The organism is Bradyrhizobium commune (genome assembly GCF_015624505.1).
GTDB lineage: Bacteria > Pseudomonadota > Alphaproteobacteria > Rhizobiales > Xanthobacteraceae > Bradyrhizobium > Bradyrhizobium commune.
This window is the reverse complement of sequence record NZ_CP061379.1, coordinates 6,078,551-6,091,217: the sequence shown is the minus strand read 5'-3', so window position 1 is coordinate 6,091,217 and position 12,667 is coordinate 6,078,551. Positions and strand designations below refer to the sequence as shown.

Here is a 12,667-nt window from a genome sequence, read left to right as displayed (position 1 = left end):
CTGAGGTGAAGTTTGGGCCCCAAAATCTGTGGTTGAGGGGCCCCAGAGCCCTTCGACGGAGTGAGAGTCGGGCAGAATCACCATGCTGGAGAAAGAGCCGGAGACGGAAGGCGGGCTGAAGCACTGGCTCGAAGGCATTGGTCTCGGCCACTACACCGCTCTGTTCGCGCAGCACCGCCTCGATCTCGACGTCATGGCGGACCTGACCGAGGCTGACCTGACCGAGCTCGGACTGCCGCTCGGCGATCGGAAACGACTCCAGCGGGCGATGGCCGCGCTGTTTAAGGCTGAAACGGCGGAGGCGCCGGTCGCGTCGGTGCGCCCGCAAACCCGGGCTGAGGTCGGCGCCGAACGGCGCCAGCTCACCACCATGTTTTGCGACATGGTGGATTCCACCTCGTTGTCGGCGCAGTTCGACCCCGAAGACGTGCGCGACATGATCGCGAGCTTCCGCGAGACCTGCGTCCGCGTGGTCAAGCACTACGAAGGTTTTGCCGCCCGCTTCGTCGGCGACGGCATTCTGGTCTATTTCGGCTATCCGACCGCGCATGAGGACGACGCCGAACGTGCGGTGCGCGCCGGGCTCGAGATCGTACGGGTGCTGTCCACCGCGCGTGCGATCGAGCCGCGCGGTGCGCTCAGCCATGCGCCCGCCGTCCGCATCGGGATCGCGACCGGCCTCGTCGTGGTCGGCGACCTCGTCGGCCAGGGCACCGAGGAGCGCGACTCCGCGGTCGGCGAAACCGTCAATCTCGCGGCGCGCCTGCAAGCGCTGGCGCCGCCCAACGGCGTCGTGATCTCCGCCTCGACGCAATCGCTGCTGAAGGGGAAATTCGATTACCGCAATCTCGGCGCCCATGCGCTGAAGGGCATCTCGGAAAAGGCGCAGGCCTGGCACGTGGTGCGCGCCTCGCGGGTGGAAACCCGCTTTGCCGCGGCGATGGGCACGCGGCTGACCCCGCTCGTCAACCGCGAGGAGGAGATCGCGCTCCTGACGGGGCGCTGGCAGCAGGCCAAGGACGGCGACGGCCAGGTCGTGGTCAAGTTCGGCGAGCCCGGCATCGGCAAGTCGCGCATCATCCAGGAAATCTTCGAACGTGTCGCGGGCGATCGCCACGGACAGGTCTCGTTCCAGTGCTCACCCTATTACACGTCCACGGCGTTCTATCCGTTCTCCGAGCAACTCAAATTCTCCCTCGGCCTCGACCGCGAAGATCCATCCGCGCAGTCGTTGGCGAGCCTGGAGACCGCGATCGCTGCCGCCCATGGCGACATCGAGCAGGTCACGCCGCTGTTTGCCGCGCTGCTGTCGATCCCGACCGGAGAGCGCTATCCGCCGCTCGACCTGTCGCCGCAACAGCAAAAGGACGCGACCGTTGCGGCGCTGGTCAACCACTTCCTGGGCCTCGCGCGCGAGATGCCGCTGGTGATGGCCTTCGAGGATCTGCACTGGATCGATCCGACCTCCCGGGAAGTGGTCGACCTGCTGGTCGATCGGGTGCAGAACCGACCGGTCCTCGCCATCATCACCGCGCGCTCCGAATTCCAGCCAAGCTGGAATGCGCATTCGCACATCACAACTTTGGTGCTGAACCGCCTGAGCCGGCCGTTGCGCGCGACGCTGGTCGAGCGTGTCGCGGGCAGAGAGCTGCCCAAGGAGGTGGTCGAGGAGATCATCGTCAAGACCGACGGCGTGCCTCTGTTCCTGGAGGAGCTGACCAAGACGGTTCTCGAATCCAATCTCTTGACCGAGCGGCATGGGCGCTACGTGCTGTCGGGCCCGTGGCGGCAGCTCGCGATTCCGGCGACGCTGACGGACTCGCTGATGGCTCGCCTGGACCGGATGGGTCCGTTCAAGCGGATCGCGCAGATCGGCGCCACCATCGGCCGTGAATTCTCCTATGAGACCCTGCATGCAGTTGCCAACACGCCGGCCGAGCAGATCGAGGCAGCGCTCAATCATCTGGAGGAGGCCGGGCTGGTGATGCGCCGCGGCCATCCGCCCGACGCGCTCTATTCCTTCAAGCATGTGATGATCCAGAACGCCGCGCATGCGAGCCTGCTGCACAGCGAGCGGCGCAAGCTGCATGCCAGCATCGCCCAGGTGCTCGCCGAGATGTATCCGGAGAAGACCGAGCGTGAGCCGGAGCTTCTCGCCCACCATCTGACCGAGTCCGGCCAGAGCGAGGGCGCGGCGAGCTTCTGGCTCAAGGCCGGCAAGCAGGCGGCCAAGAGCGGCGCCAATCTGGAGGCGATCGGCCATCTTCGCCGCGGCTTGAGCGTCGTGCAGGCCAATGCGCGGATGCAGGGCGCCGACGAGATCGAGCTCGAGATCCGCATCGCGCTCGGCAATGCGCTGATCGCCGCCAAGGGCTACGCGGTGCAGGAGGTCGAGGAGAACTACATTCGCGCGCTCGAGCTCGGCCAGCAGCTCGACGACGACGAGAAGGCCTTTGCCGCCACGCGCGGGCTCTGGGTCTGCCATTTCATCCGCGCCGATCTGACCCGTGCGCACGATCTCAGCGTCGAGCTGTTGAAGTTCGCCAAGCGCGAGCGGCTGAACGAGCGGACGCAGCCGGCGCAGCAGACCGGCTATCTGATCGAGGCGCATCGCTCGATCGCGATGACCATGCTCTATCGCGGGCGCTTCGCCGCCTCGCAGCATCATCTGCACCGCTGTATCAATCTGTACAGCCCCGATCTCCACTCCGACCTGATGGAGCGCCACGGCACCGATCCCGGCGTGGTCTCGCTGTCCTATCTTGGTTATCTCCTGTGGTTCCTCGGCCGGCCCGATGCGGCGCGCCAGCACAGCGAGCAGGCGATCGCGCTTGCGGAGAAGATCCGCCATCCATTCTCGCTCGCCTTCGCTCTGGTGTTCGGCGCCTATCTCTGCCAGCACTTGCGCGATATCGAGGGCACGCGCGACCATGCCAATCGCGCCATGATCATCGCGACCGAGCACAACTTCCTGCACTGGAAGCAGCAGGCCGCGATCTTGCGCGGCTGGGCGCTGAGCCAGCTCGGCGAGGCCGACGAGGGCATCAGCCAGATGCGCTTCGGCCTCGATGAATATGAGGCGATGGATTCCTGGCTCGCCGGCTGCTGGTTCCGCTGCCTGCTCGCGGAGGCCTATGCCAAGGTCGGCATGCGCGACGCCGCCTTGCGCGCGCTGGACGGTGCGCTCGCGACCGCAAGGCGCACCGGCGATCATTCCTACCTCGCCGAAGTCTATCGCCTGCAAGGCGAGATCACGCTGTCGGACGGCAATCCGGCCTCCGTTCAGGAGGCCGAGGATCTGTTCGGCCAGTCGCTCGAGACCGCGCGCAAGCAGGGTGCGCTGTCCTGGGAGCTCAGAACCGCCGTCAGCCTCGCGCGCCTGTCGCATGAAAGCGGCAAGCGCGAGCATGCAAGCCTGCTGCTGCTGCCGATCGTCGGCAAGTTCAACGAGGGGTTCCTGACGCCGGATCTGAAGCAGGCCATGCAGCTCGTCAACGAGCTCGGTGGCGACGCGCCGGCGCGTCCGCAGGCCGATCCCGTGAGATGAGCGATCTCGCCGCCGCGCGTGCGCGCTATGTGGAGCTGATTGCCAAGCGCGAGCGGATCTCGTCGCTGCGCCTGCTCGCAGCCCTTGCCGACGTCCCGCGCGAAGATTTTCTTGCCAAAGGCCCCTGGCGCATCAAGAGCGAGGCTGCGCGCGGCTACCGGCTGACGCCAGATGCCGATCCCGTCCATCTCTATGACAATGTGCTGGTCGCAATCGACGCGCGCCGCAAGCTCGACACCGGGCTGCCGAGCCTGTGGGCGCATGTCATCGACGTGCTCGACGTCAAGCCGAAGCAGCGCGTCGTGCAGATCGGCTGCGGGCTCGGCTATTTCTCGGCAATCCTGTCGACAATCGTTGGCCCCAAGGGCGGCGTGCTTGCCATCGAATGCGACGAGCGGCTTGCGGTGCGCGCCACGAACTATCTTCGCGCCTACCGCAATGTCGAGGTCATCAATGGCGACGGATGCGCGGAGATCGGCGAGCCGGCCGATGTCATCATCGTGCATGCCGGCTTCTCGCATCCGCATCCGCTCTGGCTCGACGCGCTCCGCCCGTGCGGCCGCCTGCTGGTGCCGCTGACGCAACGTGACCGCGAAGGCGCAATCATCAAGATCACGCGCAAAGGCAAAGGGTTCGAGGCCGAGGCGGTCCAGCAGATCCGGATCTTTCCCGGCCAGGGCCGCGGCGTGACCACCCTCGACGACCGCGTGGCCGAGTGGTGGCAGCGTGCCGCGGCGCTGGCGCCGCTGCGGTTTCGCGAGATCGAACAGGGGCTGCCGGCGGATGGTTAGGCATCGTTTCGCTTTACCTTGATTCATATTGTGAGTTTCCAGCCTCTCCCGGCACGGCTAAAACTGCGTCCTGATGGCCATTTGAGCACGCATTATGCATTCCGTCGCACTGCTGACTGCCAGCTATGCCAAGGATATCGAGCGCTTTTCGCTGCTTGGCGAGAGCATCGACACCTGGCTGACGGGATACACGCGGCATTATGTTCTCGTTAACGATGAGGACGTGCCGCTGTTCGAGCGGTTCAGGTCCGACAAGCGCGTGATTGTGCCAGCCTCGCGTTACCTGCCGAAATGGCTCTGGGCGCTGCCGCCGGCGCTCCAGTTCGTCAGCCGCCGCCGGGTCTGGCTGTCGCTGTTGTCCTCGCCGGTGCACGGCTGGCACATCCAGCAGATCCTCAAGATCGCCGGCGTCCTCAACGCGCCGGAACAGCGCGTCTGCATCCTGGACTCGGACAATCTGTTCTTCCGCGAATTCGACGTCGGCCAATATGCCGGCGGTGACAAGACGCCGCTGTTCGTCACGCGCAAGGCGATCGACGCTGACCACCCCTTGCATGGCCTGTGGCTCCGCACCGTCGACCAGCTTCTCGGTATCAAGCAGCGCTCGTTCCCGGCGGACGACTATGTCGGAAACGCGCTGGTCTGGGACAAGGACACCGCGCGCGCGATGACTGACGCCATCAGCGCGGCGACAGGCCTGAGCTGGGCGCTGGCGTTGTGCCGGAAGAAAAAATTCTCCGAGTATCTGCTTTACGGAAACTTCGTCGCGAACGCGCCGGAATATCTGGCGAGACATCGGGTTACCGAAGACAGCATTGCCGTCTCGCACTGGGACGACACCCGTCTCGATCGCCAGGCGATCGAAGCGATGATGGCTGCCGCCTCGCCCGAGCAGGTCGCGCTCTGCATCCAGTCCTATTCGTCGACCTCGATCGACGACATCCGCGATGTGTTCCGGCTGAGCTCGCGCGACCGGCGCGGGCCGAGCCTGTCGCCTGATGATATGGGCGATGCCACCGCATTCGAAGTGCCGAAGACGCGCTAGCCGTCAAACGTCCTTCGTGAATTTGCTGATGACGTCCATGAACGGCTTTGGCTTGAACTCGCCGTCGAGCGGCAGCGGCCGGTTCGGCTGCTTGTCCTTGCGGGCAAAGGTGCCGTTGATCCAGCTGTAGCGGTCCGAGATGCCCCAGGTCAGGATCGAACGCACCGGGCCGCTGGTCGAGATCGCGGTCAGGAGATCATCGACACGCTTGGCGACGATGGCATCGCGCTCCGAAGGACTTCCCGTCAGCTTCTGATCGTCGACGTCGAGCTCAGTGACGAACACCTCCAGGCCCCACGACCGCAGTTCGGTGACGAACTCGGCCAGCCCATGGGTGTCGATATCGAGCTCGGCATGTAGATGTGACTGAAGCCCCACCGCGTGAAGCGGGACACCCTGGTCGAGCAGGTCCATGATCAGATTGCGGTAGGCGGCGCGCTTGGCGATGAACGAATCTTTCGCCGACTCGATGTCGTATTCGTTGATTGCGAGCTTGACGTAGGGGTCGGCCGCGGCCGCCGTGCGGAAGGCCAGCGGAATCCAGCGATCGCCGAGATGTTGTGTCCAGAAGGTGTCGCGGCGGTCGGTGATGCCCTTCGGATTGTCAGGGATCGGCTCGTTGACGACATCCCACGATGTCAGCTTCTCTTTGTAATAAGCGACCACGGTCGAGATGTGATCGACGAAGGCGCGCTCGACGCCCTTCGAATCCTTGATCTGCTTGGTCCAGTCCGGAATGTCATGGTACCAGGCGAGCGCGTGGCCGCGCATCGTCAGGTCGTTCTTCTGGGCGAAATCAAAAATGGCATCGGCGCGTTCGAAGGCGAAGGTGTGCGCGTCCGGCCGCAGCATCGGCCATTTCAGCTCGAGCACCGGCACGACCTGCGTGCAATAGGTGCTGATGGCCTCGCCAAGCCGCGGGTCGGCTTGCAGATCCCACAGCGTGGCGGCGGCCCCATAGCCCGGACGGCGCTGGGCGAGTTTTGACGCAGGCAACGCGGACGCCGTTGCGCCGGCCGCGAGCGTCGCGGCGCTGCCGAGGAGAAATTCGCGTCTGTCGAGCTTGGTCACGTGGGGGGCGTCCTTTCGGAACCAACGCACCATCGTACCAAGCGTCGCTTGGCGACGTCGGGGTTTCCTGGTGTTGGGTTAACCGTTGCCGGACGTCGTCAGCGGCTTTGGCGCTGTATGGCCGCTTCTGCAATGTCGCAATAGTGAAGTGCGCCCTTCTCGAGCGTCAGATTCTCCATCACATAGTCGCGAGGTGCGAAATCGCCGGCGCTGACATGCGACCAGAAGTCGCTCCAGCCGGAGACGAAACCGTCCGCACCGGTGAACGAGCTGCCGCAGCGTGCGTCGAAATAGGGCACCGAGGACACGCCGCCTTCGTATGTCACCTTGTGCGGGAAATATTCCGGATCCTGCCACGGGCCGCCGCGATCCCAGGCGAATACGGGAACATCGCTCGACAATGCCTGCTGGCAGGCGATGCCCTGGCTCTCGTGCTCGCAGAGGAAGATCATACTGCGGCAGCGCGCCAGCGCCGCCTTGTAGTCGTCTTCCTTGTAATGGCCATAACGGATCACTTCGACGGAGGGACCGGCTGCTTCGAGATGCTTGCGGATCGGTTCGATCAGCTCCGTCTGATAGCGGTCGTGCTCCCAGCGCACCTTGTCATAGAGCAGCACGTCGACGCTCTTCTGCGCGGCAGGCGTCGGCGTCCACAAATCGGTCTCTATGCCGACCGGCCAGACCTCGACATGCGGCCAGTAGGGCCGGCACATGTCGGCGTACCAGGTGCAAGGCACCAGAACGGTCTTGGTTTGCAGTTTCAGGCGGTCCGGTGCTTCCACCGGATGGTTGTACATGGCGACGCCCAGCAGCAGCGGGTTCTTCCATTCGAACCAATCGAGCACGAAGGGACGCCCGATGATGCAGGCGAGCTCGTCCGGATGCTTCCGGATATAGCCGTAATCGTTCACGCGATAGCGGATACCCACCCTGTCGAGGCCGGCGCAGAGGTTGAGGAACACACGGCGCTGGCCGCTGATCCAGGATTTGCCGAGCAGCATCCGCCGCAGCAGCGGTCGGATGTGGCGGTCGCCCGGAAGCCAGCGGTCGTCCCGCTCTTCGAAGAACAGGTTGAGTGTCATCCGCTCGCGCCCGTCCGCGGGAGCCGTCGGAACCAGGGACGCATCGCTGCCGCCATGGGGCAGGGAGGCCGGATTCGCCCTAATACGTTCGGCAACGTCCATGTCAGTCACGTCCAAGCATTGGAGGGGGTCGGGCGACGTCCTGAAAACATGGTTTCTTTTGTGTGATCGCGCCATCCGGTTCAAGGACAGGGCAAATTTAACGCTAACGCGCGAAACCCGCGGGCCCGCCCCATTCGGCAGCCGATTTGCAGACTTATGTGACACTCTTGGGGGATGCTGCGGCGCAGTCCGATCGCCAAGCCTTTGATCGTCAAGCCAAGGTCCAACTGATTAACGGCCGCTCGATTTCAAGGCCGCCGGTCTCGTGCACGCATGCTGAATCGCCATTTCTCGATTTATCTCGTTGCCTACATTCTGCCTGCGGCGGTGGGGTTCTTCGCCGTCACCGCCTACACGCGCCTGCTGACGCCGGCGGAATACGGCGTCTATGTCGTCGGCATCAGCATTGCCGGCATTCTGGGCGCGATCTTCTTCGCCTGGATCAAGCTGTCGGTGTCACGCTACCAGGCGATGTCGGCGGAGGTGGATTTTCGCGGCACGGCGATCGTCGCCTTCGCGCTCACTGCCGTCGCGCTCTGCGCCGCGACCCCGCTGGTGTTCCTGTTCCGCAGCGACGTCAGTGTCGAGCTGGTGCTTGCCAGCATGTTCGTCGCGATCATGTCGAACGCGGTCGATGTCGGCCAGGAGTTCGAGCGCGCCAAATTGCGCCCCTATCGCTTCGCCGCGATCTCGATCGTGCGGAGCGTGTCCAGCGTCGGCTTCGGTCTGCTGGGCATCTGGCTCGGCTGGGGTGGCATGGGCCTGCTCGCGGCGTTCGGCCTGGGCTCGCTGACGGGTATCATCCTCAATCTCGCCGGTGACCGCACCAGGATCGCGCGCTTTCAGCCCAGCCAGTTCATGCAGCTGTCGCGCTACGGCCTGCCACTGACGCTGGCCGGGCTTTCAGTCGCACTCTACTCGACCTGCGACCGCCTCATCGTCGCTTATCTCCTCGGCAAGGACGCCGCCGGCATCTTCGGCGTCGCCGCCGACCTGCCGCGCCAGTTCATGGTCATGATTGCATCCAGTGTTGCCGCGGCGACAGTGCCGCTGGTGTTTCGGACGCTGTCGGAGAAGAACAGGGAGACGACGCGGGAGCGGCTGACCGAGAGTCTCGAATTGCTGCTGGTCGTGGTCGCGCCCGTGGCGGTCTGGCTGGCGCTCGCGGCCGACCAGGTCGCAGGCACGCTCGTCGGGATCGATTTCCGCGCCGGCGTATCGGCGCTGCTGCCGACGCTGGTGCTCGCCCGCCTCTTCGGGATCGCCAACCAGTTCTACGTGCAGATCAGCTTCCAGCTCGCCGAGCGGCCGTTCATGCTGGCGGCGCAGTCGTTCCTGACGTTGCTCGTGAGCGTGGCGCTGATGTTCGCGCTGGTCGCAGGCTACGGCCTCACCGGCGCGGCGCTGGCGACGCTCGCGACCGAGGCGATCGGCTTCGTCGTCGCCGTCGTCTTGATGTACCGCGCCCATCCCGTGCCGTTCGACGTCAACCGGCTCGCCGGCGTTGCGGCCTCTGCCGCGGCGATGGCGGGCGCGATCCTCGTCGCACGCGCGGAGGTGAGCGGCACTGGTCTCGTCTCGCTCATCATCGTCAGTGCCACGGGCGGCCTCGCTTACGTCGCCATGACGTGGCTGCTCAACGTCGCCAATGTGCGCACGCTGTCGCTGCGATTCCTGCGCACGTTCAATCGCAAGGCGCTGGGCGTCTAGAATCGCGCTACCCCGCCAGGAAGCCGCCATCCACCGCAACCACCGTGCCGGTCGCATATTGCGAAGCGGGCATGCAGAGGAACGCGACGGCGCCCGCAATCTCTTCCGGCTGCCCCCATCGCTTGACCGCGGTCCGGTCGGCAATGCGCTGGTAGTGCGCGCGATCGGTCCGGCCTGCGGCGTTGATCGCGGTCTCGATGTAGCCTGGCGCAACGGCATTGACGCGGATCCCGTTCTCGGCCCACTTCAAAGCCAGCGCCTTGGTCAGCATCACGACGCCGCCCTTGCTGGCGCAATAAGCGGGGATCCGCGGCAGCGCCAGCGTCGCATTCATCGAGGCGATGTTGACGATCGAACCCTTGGTTTCCGCGAGCAGCGGATGGAACGCCATGCAGGTCCGGAACGTGCCGGTGAGATTGACGTCGATCACCTTCATGAAGGTCTCGATCTCGAATTCCTTGTCGCGCGCGAGAATCCCGGCGCAATTGATCAGCGCATCGACTCGCTTATGCGGCCGCGCGAATGACGCGACAGCTTCATCGCTGGTGATGTCGAGGGTCGCAAGCGAGAGCCCGGTGCGCGGCTTAAGCAGGGTGCGCGCCAGATCGGCCTCGTCGGCAGCCGTTGCGGTCACGGTCGCGCCGAGATCGCAGAACTGATTGCTGATCGCGGCGCCAATATCGCCGGCGCCGCCGATCACAACGGCATGAAAGTCGGGGGCAAGGGAAAAACTGGAACTCATCGATAGGTCTCACGTCAGGATTGAGGGGGCGGCGCCGTCGATTCCCGGACCACTAGCGAGAAGTCGATCTCGCGGTGCATGATGGTCTGCTCGCCGGCGAGGCTGCGCACCAGATATTCTCCGGCGCGCTGCCAGGTTTCTCCTGTCGGAACATGGATTGTGGTCAGGCTTGGTCGCAGATGGCGACTCCAGTCGAGATCGTCGAAGCCGACGACCGACAGGTCGCGCGGCACTGAAAAGCCGCTGCGCTCAGCCTCGAGCAACACGCCGTAGGCGATGACGTCGTTGCCGCAGACCACGGCCGTCGGACGGTCCTTGAGGTTCAGGAGATAACGAGCCGCTTCGCGAGCATCGTCCAGCGTGTAGGGCACCTCGACGTGCCATTGCGCAGGCAATTCGAGGCCGTTCCCGGTCAGCGCGCGGCGAAAGCCGGCAACGCGCGCGCTGGCGCGATCATTGTTGCGCTGGAGTGCCGACACAATGCCGATACGGCTGTGACCAAGCTCGATAACGTGCGCGGCCGCGCGATGGGCGGCGGCCTCGTTGTCCGTTCCGACGCACGGGTAAGGGCGGTCGGGCTGGTAGATCCCGACATTGATGAAGGGCACCGCGTTGTCGGCGAGCAGCTTGCGCAATCCGTCGTGATGGCAATCGCCGCGCAGCACCAGGCCGTCGACGCCGCGGCTGATCAAATTACGCGCCTGCTGCAATTCGACGTCGAGATCATAGCCGCTCGTGGTGAGAAACAGCATGTACCCGACCGACGACAGATATTGCTGGAGCGAGGCGATGCCGCGCGCGAACATCGTGTTGTCGATCGTTGGCACGATTGCGCCGAGTGTTCGCGAGCGGCGCGACGAAAGGATGCGCGCCGGCGCATGCGGAATGTAGCCAAGCGCGTCGATGGCCTGCTCGATGCGGACGCGCAAGGACGGACTGACCGCGTCCGGATTGTTGAGGGCACGCGAGACGGATGCGGTCGACACGCCGGCGCGGGCCGCAACGGCGCGGATGCCCTGCTTTGCAGACTTGGCGTTTGTCAATCGCATGGATGTAACGTTACATTTCGCTCGGCAGGCTGTATGGTAGTGATATCCCCACAAATCTGCCGCAGATTTTGCTGCATGTCCATCGCTTGACACAGCGGGCATGACGCTTAAGATGTAACCGTTTTCAGGCCCTGTTCAAAAAGGGCCGCCAACATAAGGCGGCCAGCCGGGAGGAGAGTTCGATGAAGGCCAGGATGCTCGCGACACGCGTCGTGCTGCCGGTTCTCGCAATTGCCGCGGTCAGTGCGCAGGCGCGCGCAGCCGATTTCGACTGGATGAAGTTCGAGGGCAGGACGGTCACCTTTCTCGCCAACAATAATCCGGTGTCGCAGGCGCTGCTGACCTACAAGGCCGATTTCGAGCAGCTGACCGGCATGACCCTGAAGGTCGACGGCTATCAGGAACAGCAGATGCGACAGCGTCTGGTCACCGTCATGAACGCGAACAGCGACGAGGTCGACGTATACATGACGCTGCCGTCGCGCGAGGGTGAGCAGTTCGCGTCCGCCGGCTGGTATGCCGATCTCACCGTGATGGCCAAGAACGATGTCGCCAAGGACTATGACCCCAACGGGTTGAGCCAGGCCCTGCTGAAGGCTGCGACCTTCGGTGGCAAGCTGACCAGCATGCCGATGAACATCGAGGGCCCGATCTTCTATTACCGCACCGACATCTTCAAGAAGTGCGGCATCGAGGCGCCGAAGACCATGAAGGACGTCGAGGCGGCCGCCGAAAAGATCAAGAGCTGCGACGGCACGGTGACGCCGTTCGTCTCGCGTGGCCTCAAGCCCGCGGTCGCCTACACGTTCAGCAACATGCTGCACAATATCGGCGGGACCTACATCGCCAACGGCAAGTCGAACCTGTGCTCCGCTAAGGGCAAGGAGGCGCTCGACACCTATAGCCGGTTGCTGCGCGATTTCGGGCCGCCCGGCGTCGTCAATTACAGCTTCCAGCAAATTTCCGCGCTTTACCGCAGCGGCCGTGCGGCGATGGCGTTCGAATCGTCCAATGAGCTGCGCACGGTGATGGACGGTGGCGCGCGCCTCAAGGACACCGGGCTGTTGCCGTTCCCGGCGGGCGATGCCGGCCAGGTGCCGACCACGATCGGCTGGGGCATGGCGGTGTCCTCGCACAGCAAGCAACCGGACGCGGCCTGGTATTTCGTGCAATGGGCGACCAGCCCCGAGGTACAGAAGAAGATGGCGCTCCAGGGCATTGCCCCGCCGCGTCCGTCAGTCGCCAAGGATCCCGAGTACCGCAAGTGGATCGACGAAGAGCCCGTGCGTAAGGAATGGCAAGGCGCGCTCGACGTGCTTGCCACCAAGGGCTCATCCGAAGTCGGCTATCCCATCGTCGCCAATCCGCAATCGCGCGAGTTCATCGGGCAGGCGGTACAGGATCTGATCCTGAAGCAGAAGACCGTCGATCAGGCTTGCGCGGATGCCGACAAGGCGCTCGATGCGCTGATCGCGCTGAACTAACCGCCCGATGCCGGCTGGCTTCGCGGCGTGCCGGCACCTCACCC

The 12,667-nt window shown here is 64.5% G+C and carries 9 protein-coding genes; 5 read left to right on the top strand and 4 right to left on the bottom strand.

The features are described from left to right. Positions 1–82 precede the first annotated feature (82 nt). The 3 genes from IC761_RS28545 to IC761_RS28535 all read left to right on the top strand — a co-directional run bounded on the left by IC761_RS28545 (position 83) and on the right by IC761_RS28535 (position 5,383). Positions 83–3,547 (top strand): ATP-binding protein, encoded by a 3,465-nt coding sequence (locus IC761_RS28545; RefSeq protein ID WP_195800007.1) that lies wholly within the window; start codon positions 83–85, stop codon positions 3,545–3,547. Continuing rightward, positions 3,544–4,338 (top strand): protein-L-isoaspartate O-methyltransferase family protein, encoded by a 795-nt coding sequence (locus IC761_RS28540; protein ID WP_195800006.1) that lies wholly within the window; start codon positions 3,544–3,546, stop codon positions 4,336–4,338. The genes IC761_RS28545 and IC761_RS28540 overlap by 4 nt, the downstream gene beginning before the upstream one ends. 94 nt (positions 4,339–4,432) lie before the next feature. After that, entirely contained in the window at positions 4,433–5,383 is a 951-nt protein-coding gene (locus IC761_RS28535; protein ID WP_195800005.1) for a DUF6492 family protein, read from the top strand. A 3-nt stretch (positions 5,384–5,386) separates the two neighbouring features. Here the strand turns inward: IC761_RS28535 and IC761_RS28530 are convergent, their stop codons facing one another. Both IC761_RS28530 and IC761_RS28525 read right to left on the bottom strand, forming a co-directional pair. Next, positions 5,387–6,454, bottom strand: coding sequence for an endo-1,4-beta-xylanase (locus IC761_RS28530; RefSeq protein ID WP_195800004.1), 1,068 nt, complete (start codon positions 6,452–6,454; stop codon positions 5,387–5,389). 98 nt (positions 6,455–6,552) lie between these two features. Beyond that, a complete protein-coding gene (locus tag IC761_RS28525) occupies positions 6,553–7,638 on the bottom strand; it encodes a glycosyltransferase family protein (protein WP_195800003.1) in 1,086 nt (361 codons plus the stop codon). Between the two features lie 273 nt (positions 7,639–7,911). On the opposite strand from IC761_RS28525, the gene IC761_RS28520 reads away from it, so the two are divergent. Beyond that, positions 7,912–9,348, top strand: coding sequence for a lipopolysaccharide biosynthesis protein (locus IC761_RS28520; RefSeq protein ID WP_195800002.1), 1,437 nt, complete (start codon positions 7,912–7,914; stop codon positions 9,346–9,348). A gap of 7 nt (positions 9,349–9,355) precedes the next feature. Here IC761_RS28520 and IC761_RS28515 read toward each other — a convergent pair whose 3' ends face one another. Both IC761_RS28515 and IC761_RS28510 read right to left on the bottom strand, forming a co-directional pair. Beyond that, positions 9,356–10,090 (bottom strand): SDR family NAD(P)-dependent oxidoreductase, encoded by a 735-nt coding sequence (locus IC761_RS28515; protein WP_195800001.1) that lies wholly within the window; start codon positions 10,088–10,090, stop codon positions 9,356–9,358. A 14-nt stretch (positions 10,091–10,104) separates the two neighbouring features. Beyond that, positions 10,105–11,139 (bottom strand): LacI family DNA-binding transcriptional regulator, encoded by a 1,035-nt coding sequence (locus tag IC761_RS28510; RefSeq protein ID WP_195800000.1) that lies wholly within the window; start codon positions 11,137–11,139, stop codon positions 10,105–10,107. 182 nt (positions 11,140–11,321) lie between these two features. Between IC761_RS28510 and IC761_RS28505 the strand changes: the two genes are divergently transcribed. After that, positions 11,322–12,623 (top strand): ABC transporter substrate-binding protein, encoded by a 1,302-nt coding sequence (locus IC761_RS28505; protein ID WP_195799999.1) that lies wholly within the window; start codon positions 11,322–11,324, stop codon positions 12,621–12,623. Positions 12,624–12,667: the final 44 nt, after the last annotated feature.

What these genes read in the sequence shown, in the direction of transcription:
- IC761_RS28535 (WP_195800005.1), top strand. Translation starts at nt 4,433, where the DNA reads ATGCATTCCGTCGCACTGCTGACTGCCAGCTATGCCAAGGATATCGAG.
- IC761_RS28545 (WP_195800007.1), top strand. Translation starts at nt 83, where the DNA reads ATGCTGGAGAAAGAGCCGGAGACGGAAGGCGGGCTGAAGCACTGGCTC.
- IC761_RS28540 (WP_195800006.1), top strand. Translation starts at nt 3,544, where the DNA reads ATGAGCGATCTCGCCGCCGCGCGTGCGCGCTATGTGGAGCTGATTGCC.
- IC761_RS28520 (WP_195800002.1), top strand. Translation starts at nt 7,912, where the DNA reads ATGCTGAATCGCCATTTCTCGATTTATCTCGTTGCCTACATTCTGCCT.
- IC761_RS28525 (WP_195800003.1), bottom strand. Translation starts at nt 7,638, where the DNA reads ATGGACGTTGCCGAACGTATTAGGGCGAATCCGGCCTCCCTGCCCCAT.
- IC761_RS28515 (WP_195800001.1), bottom strand. Translation starts at nt 10,090, where the DNA reads ATGAGTTCCAGTTTTTCCCTTGCCCCCGACTTTCATGCCGTTGTGATC.
- IC761_RS28505 (WP_195799999.1), top strand. Translation starts at nt 11,322, where the DNA reads ATGAAGGCCAGGATGCTCGCGACACGCGTCGTGCTGCCGGTTCTCGCA.
- IC761_RS28510 (WP_195800000.1), bottom strand. Translation starts at nt 11,139, where the DNA reads ATGCGATTGACAAACGCCAAGTCTGCAAAGCAGGGCATCCGCGCCGTT.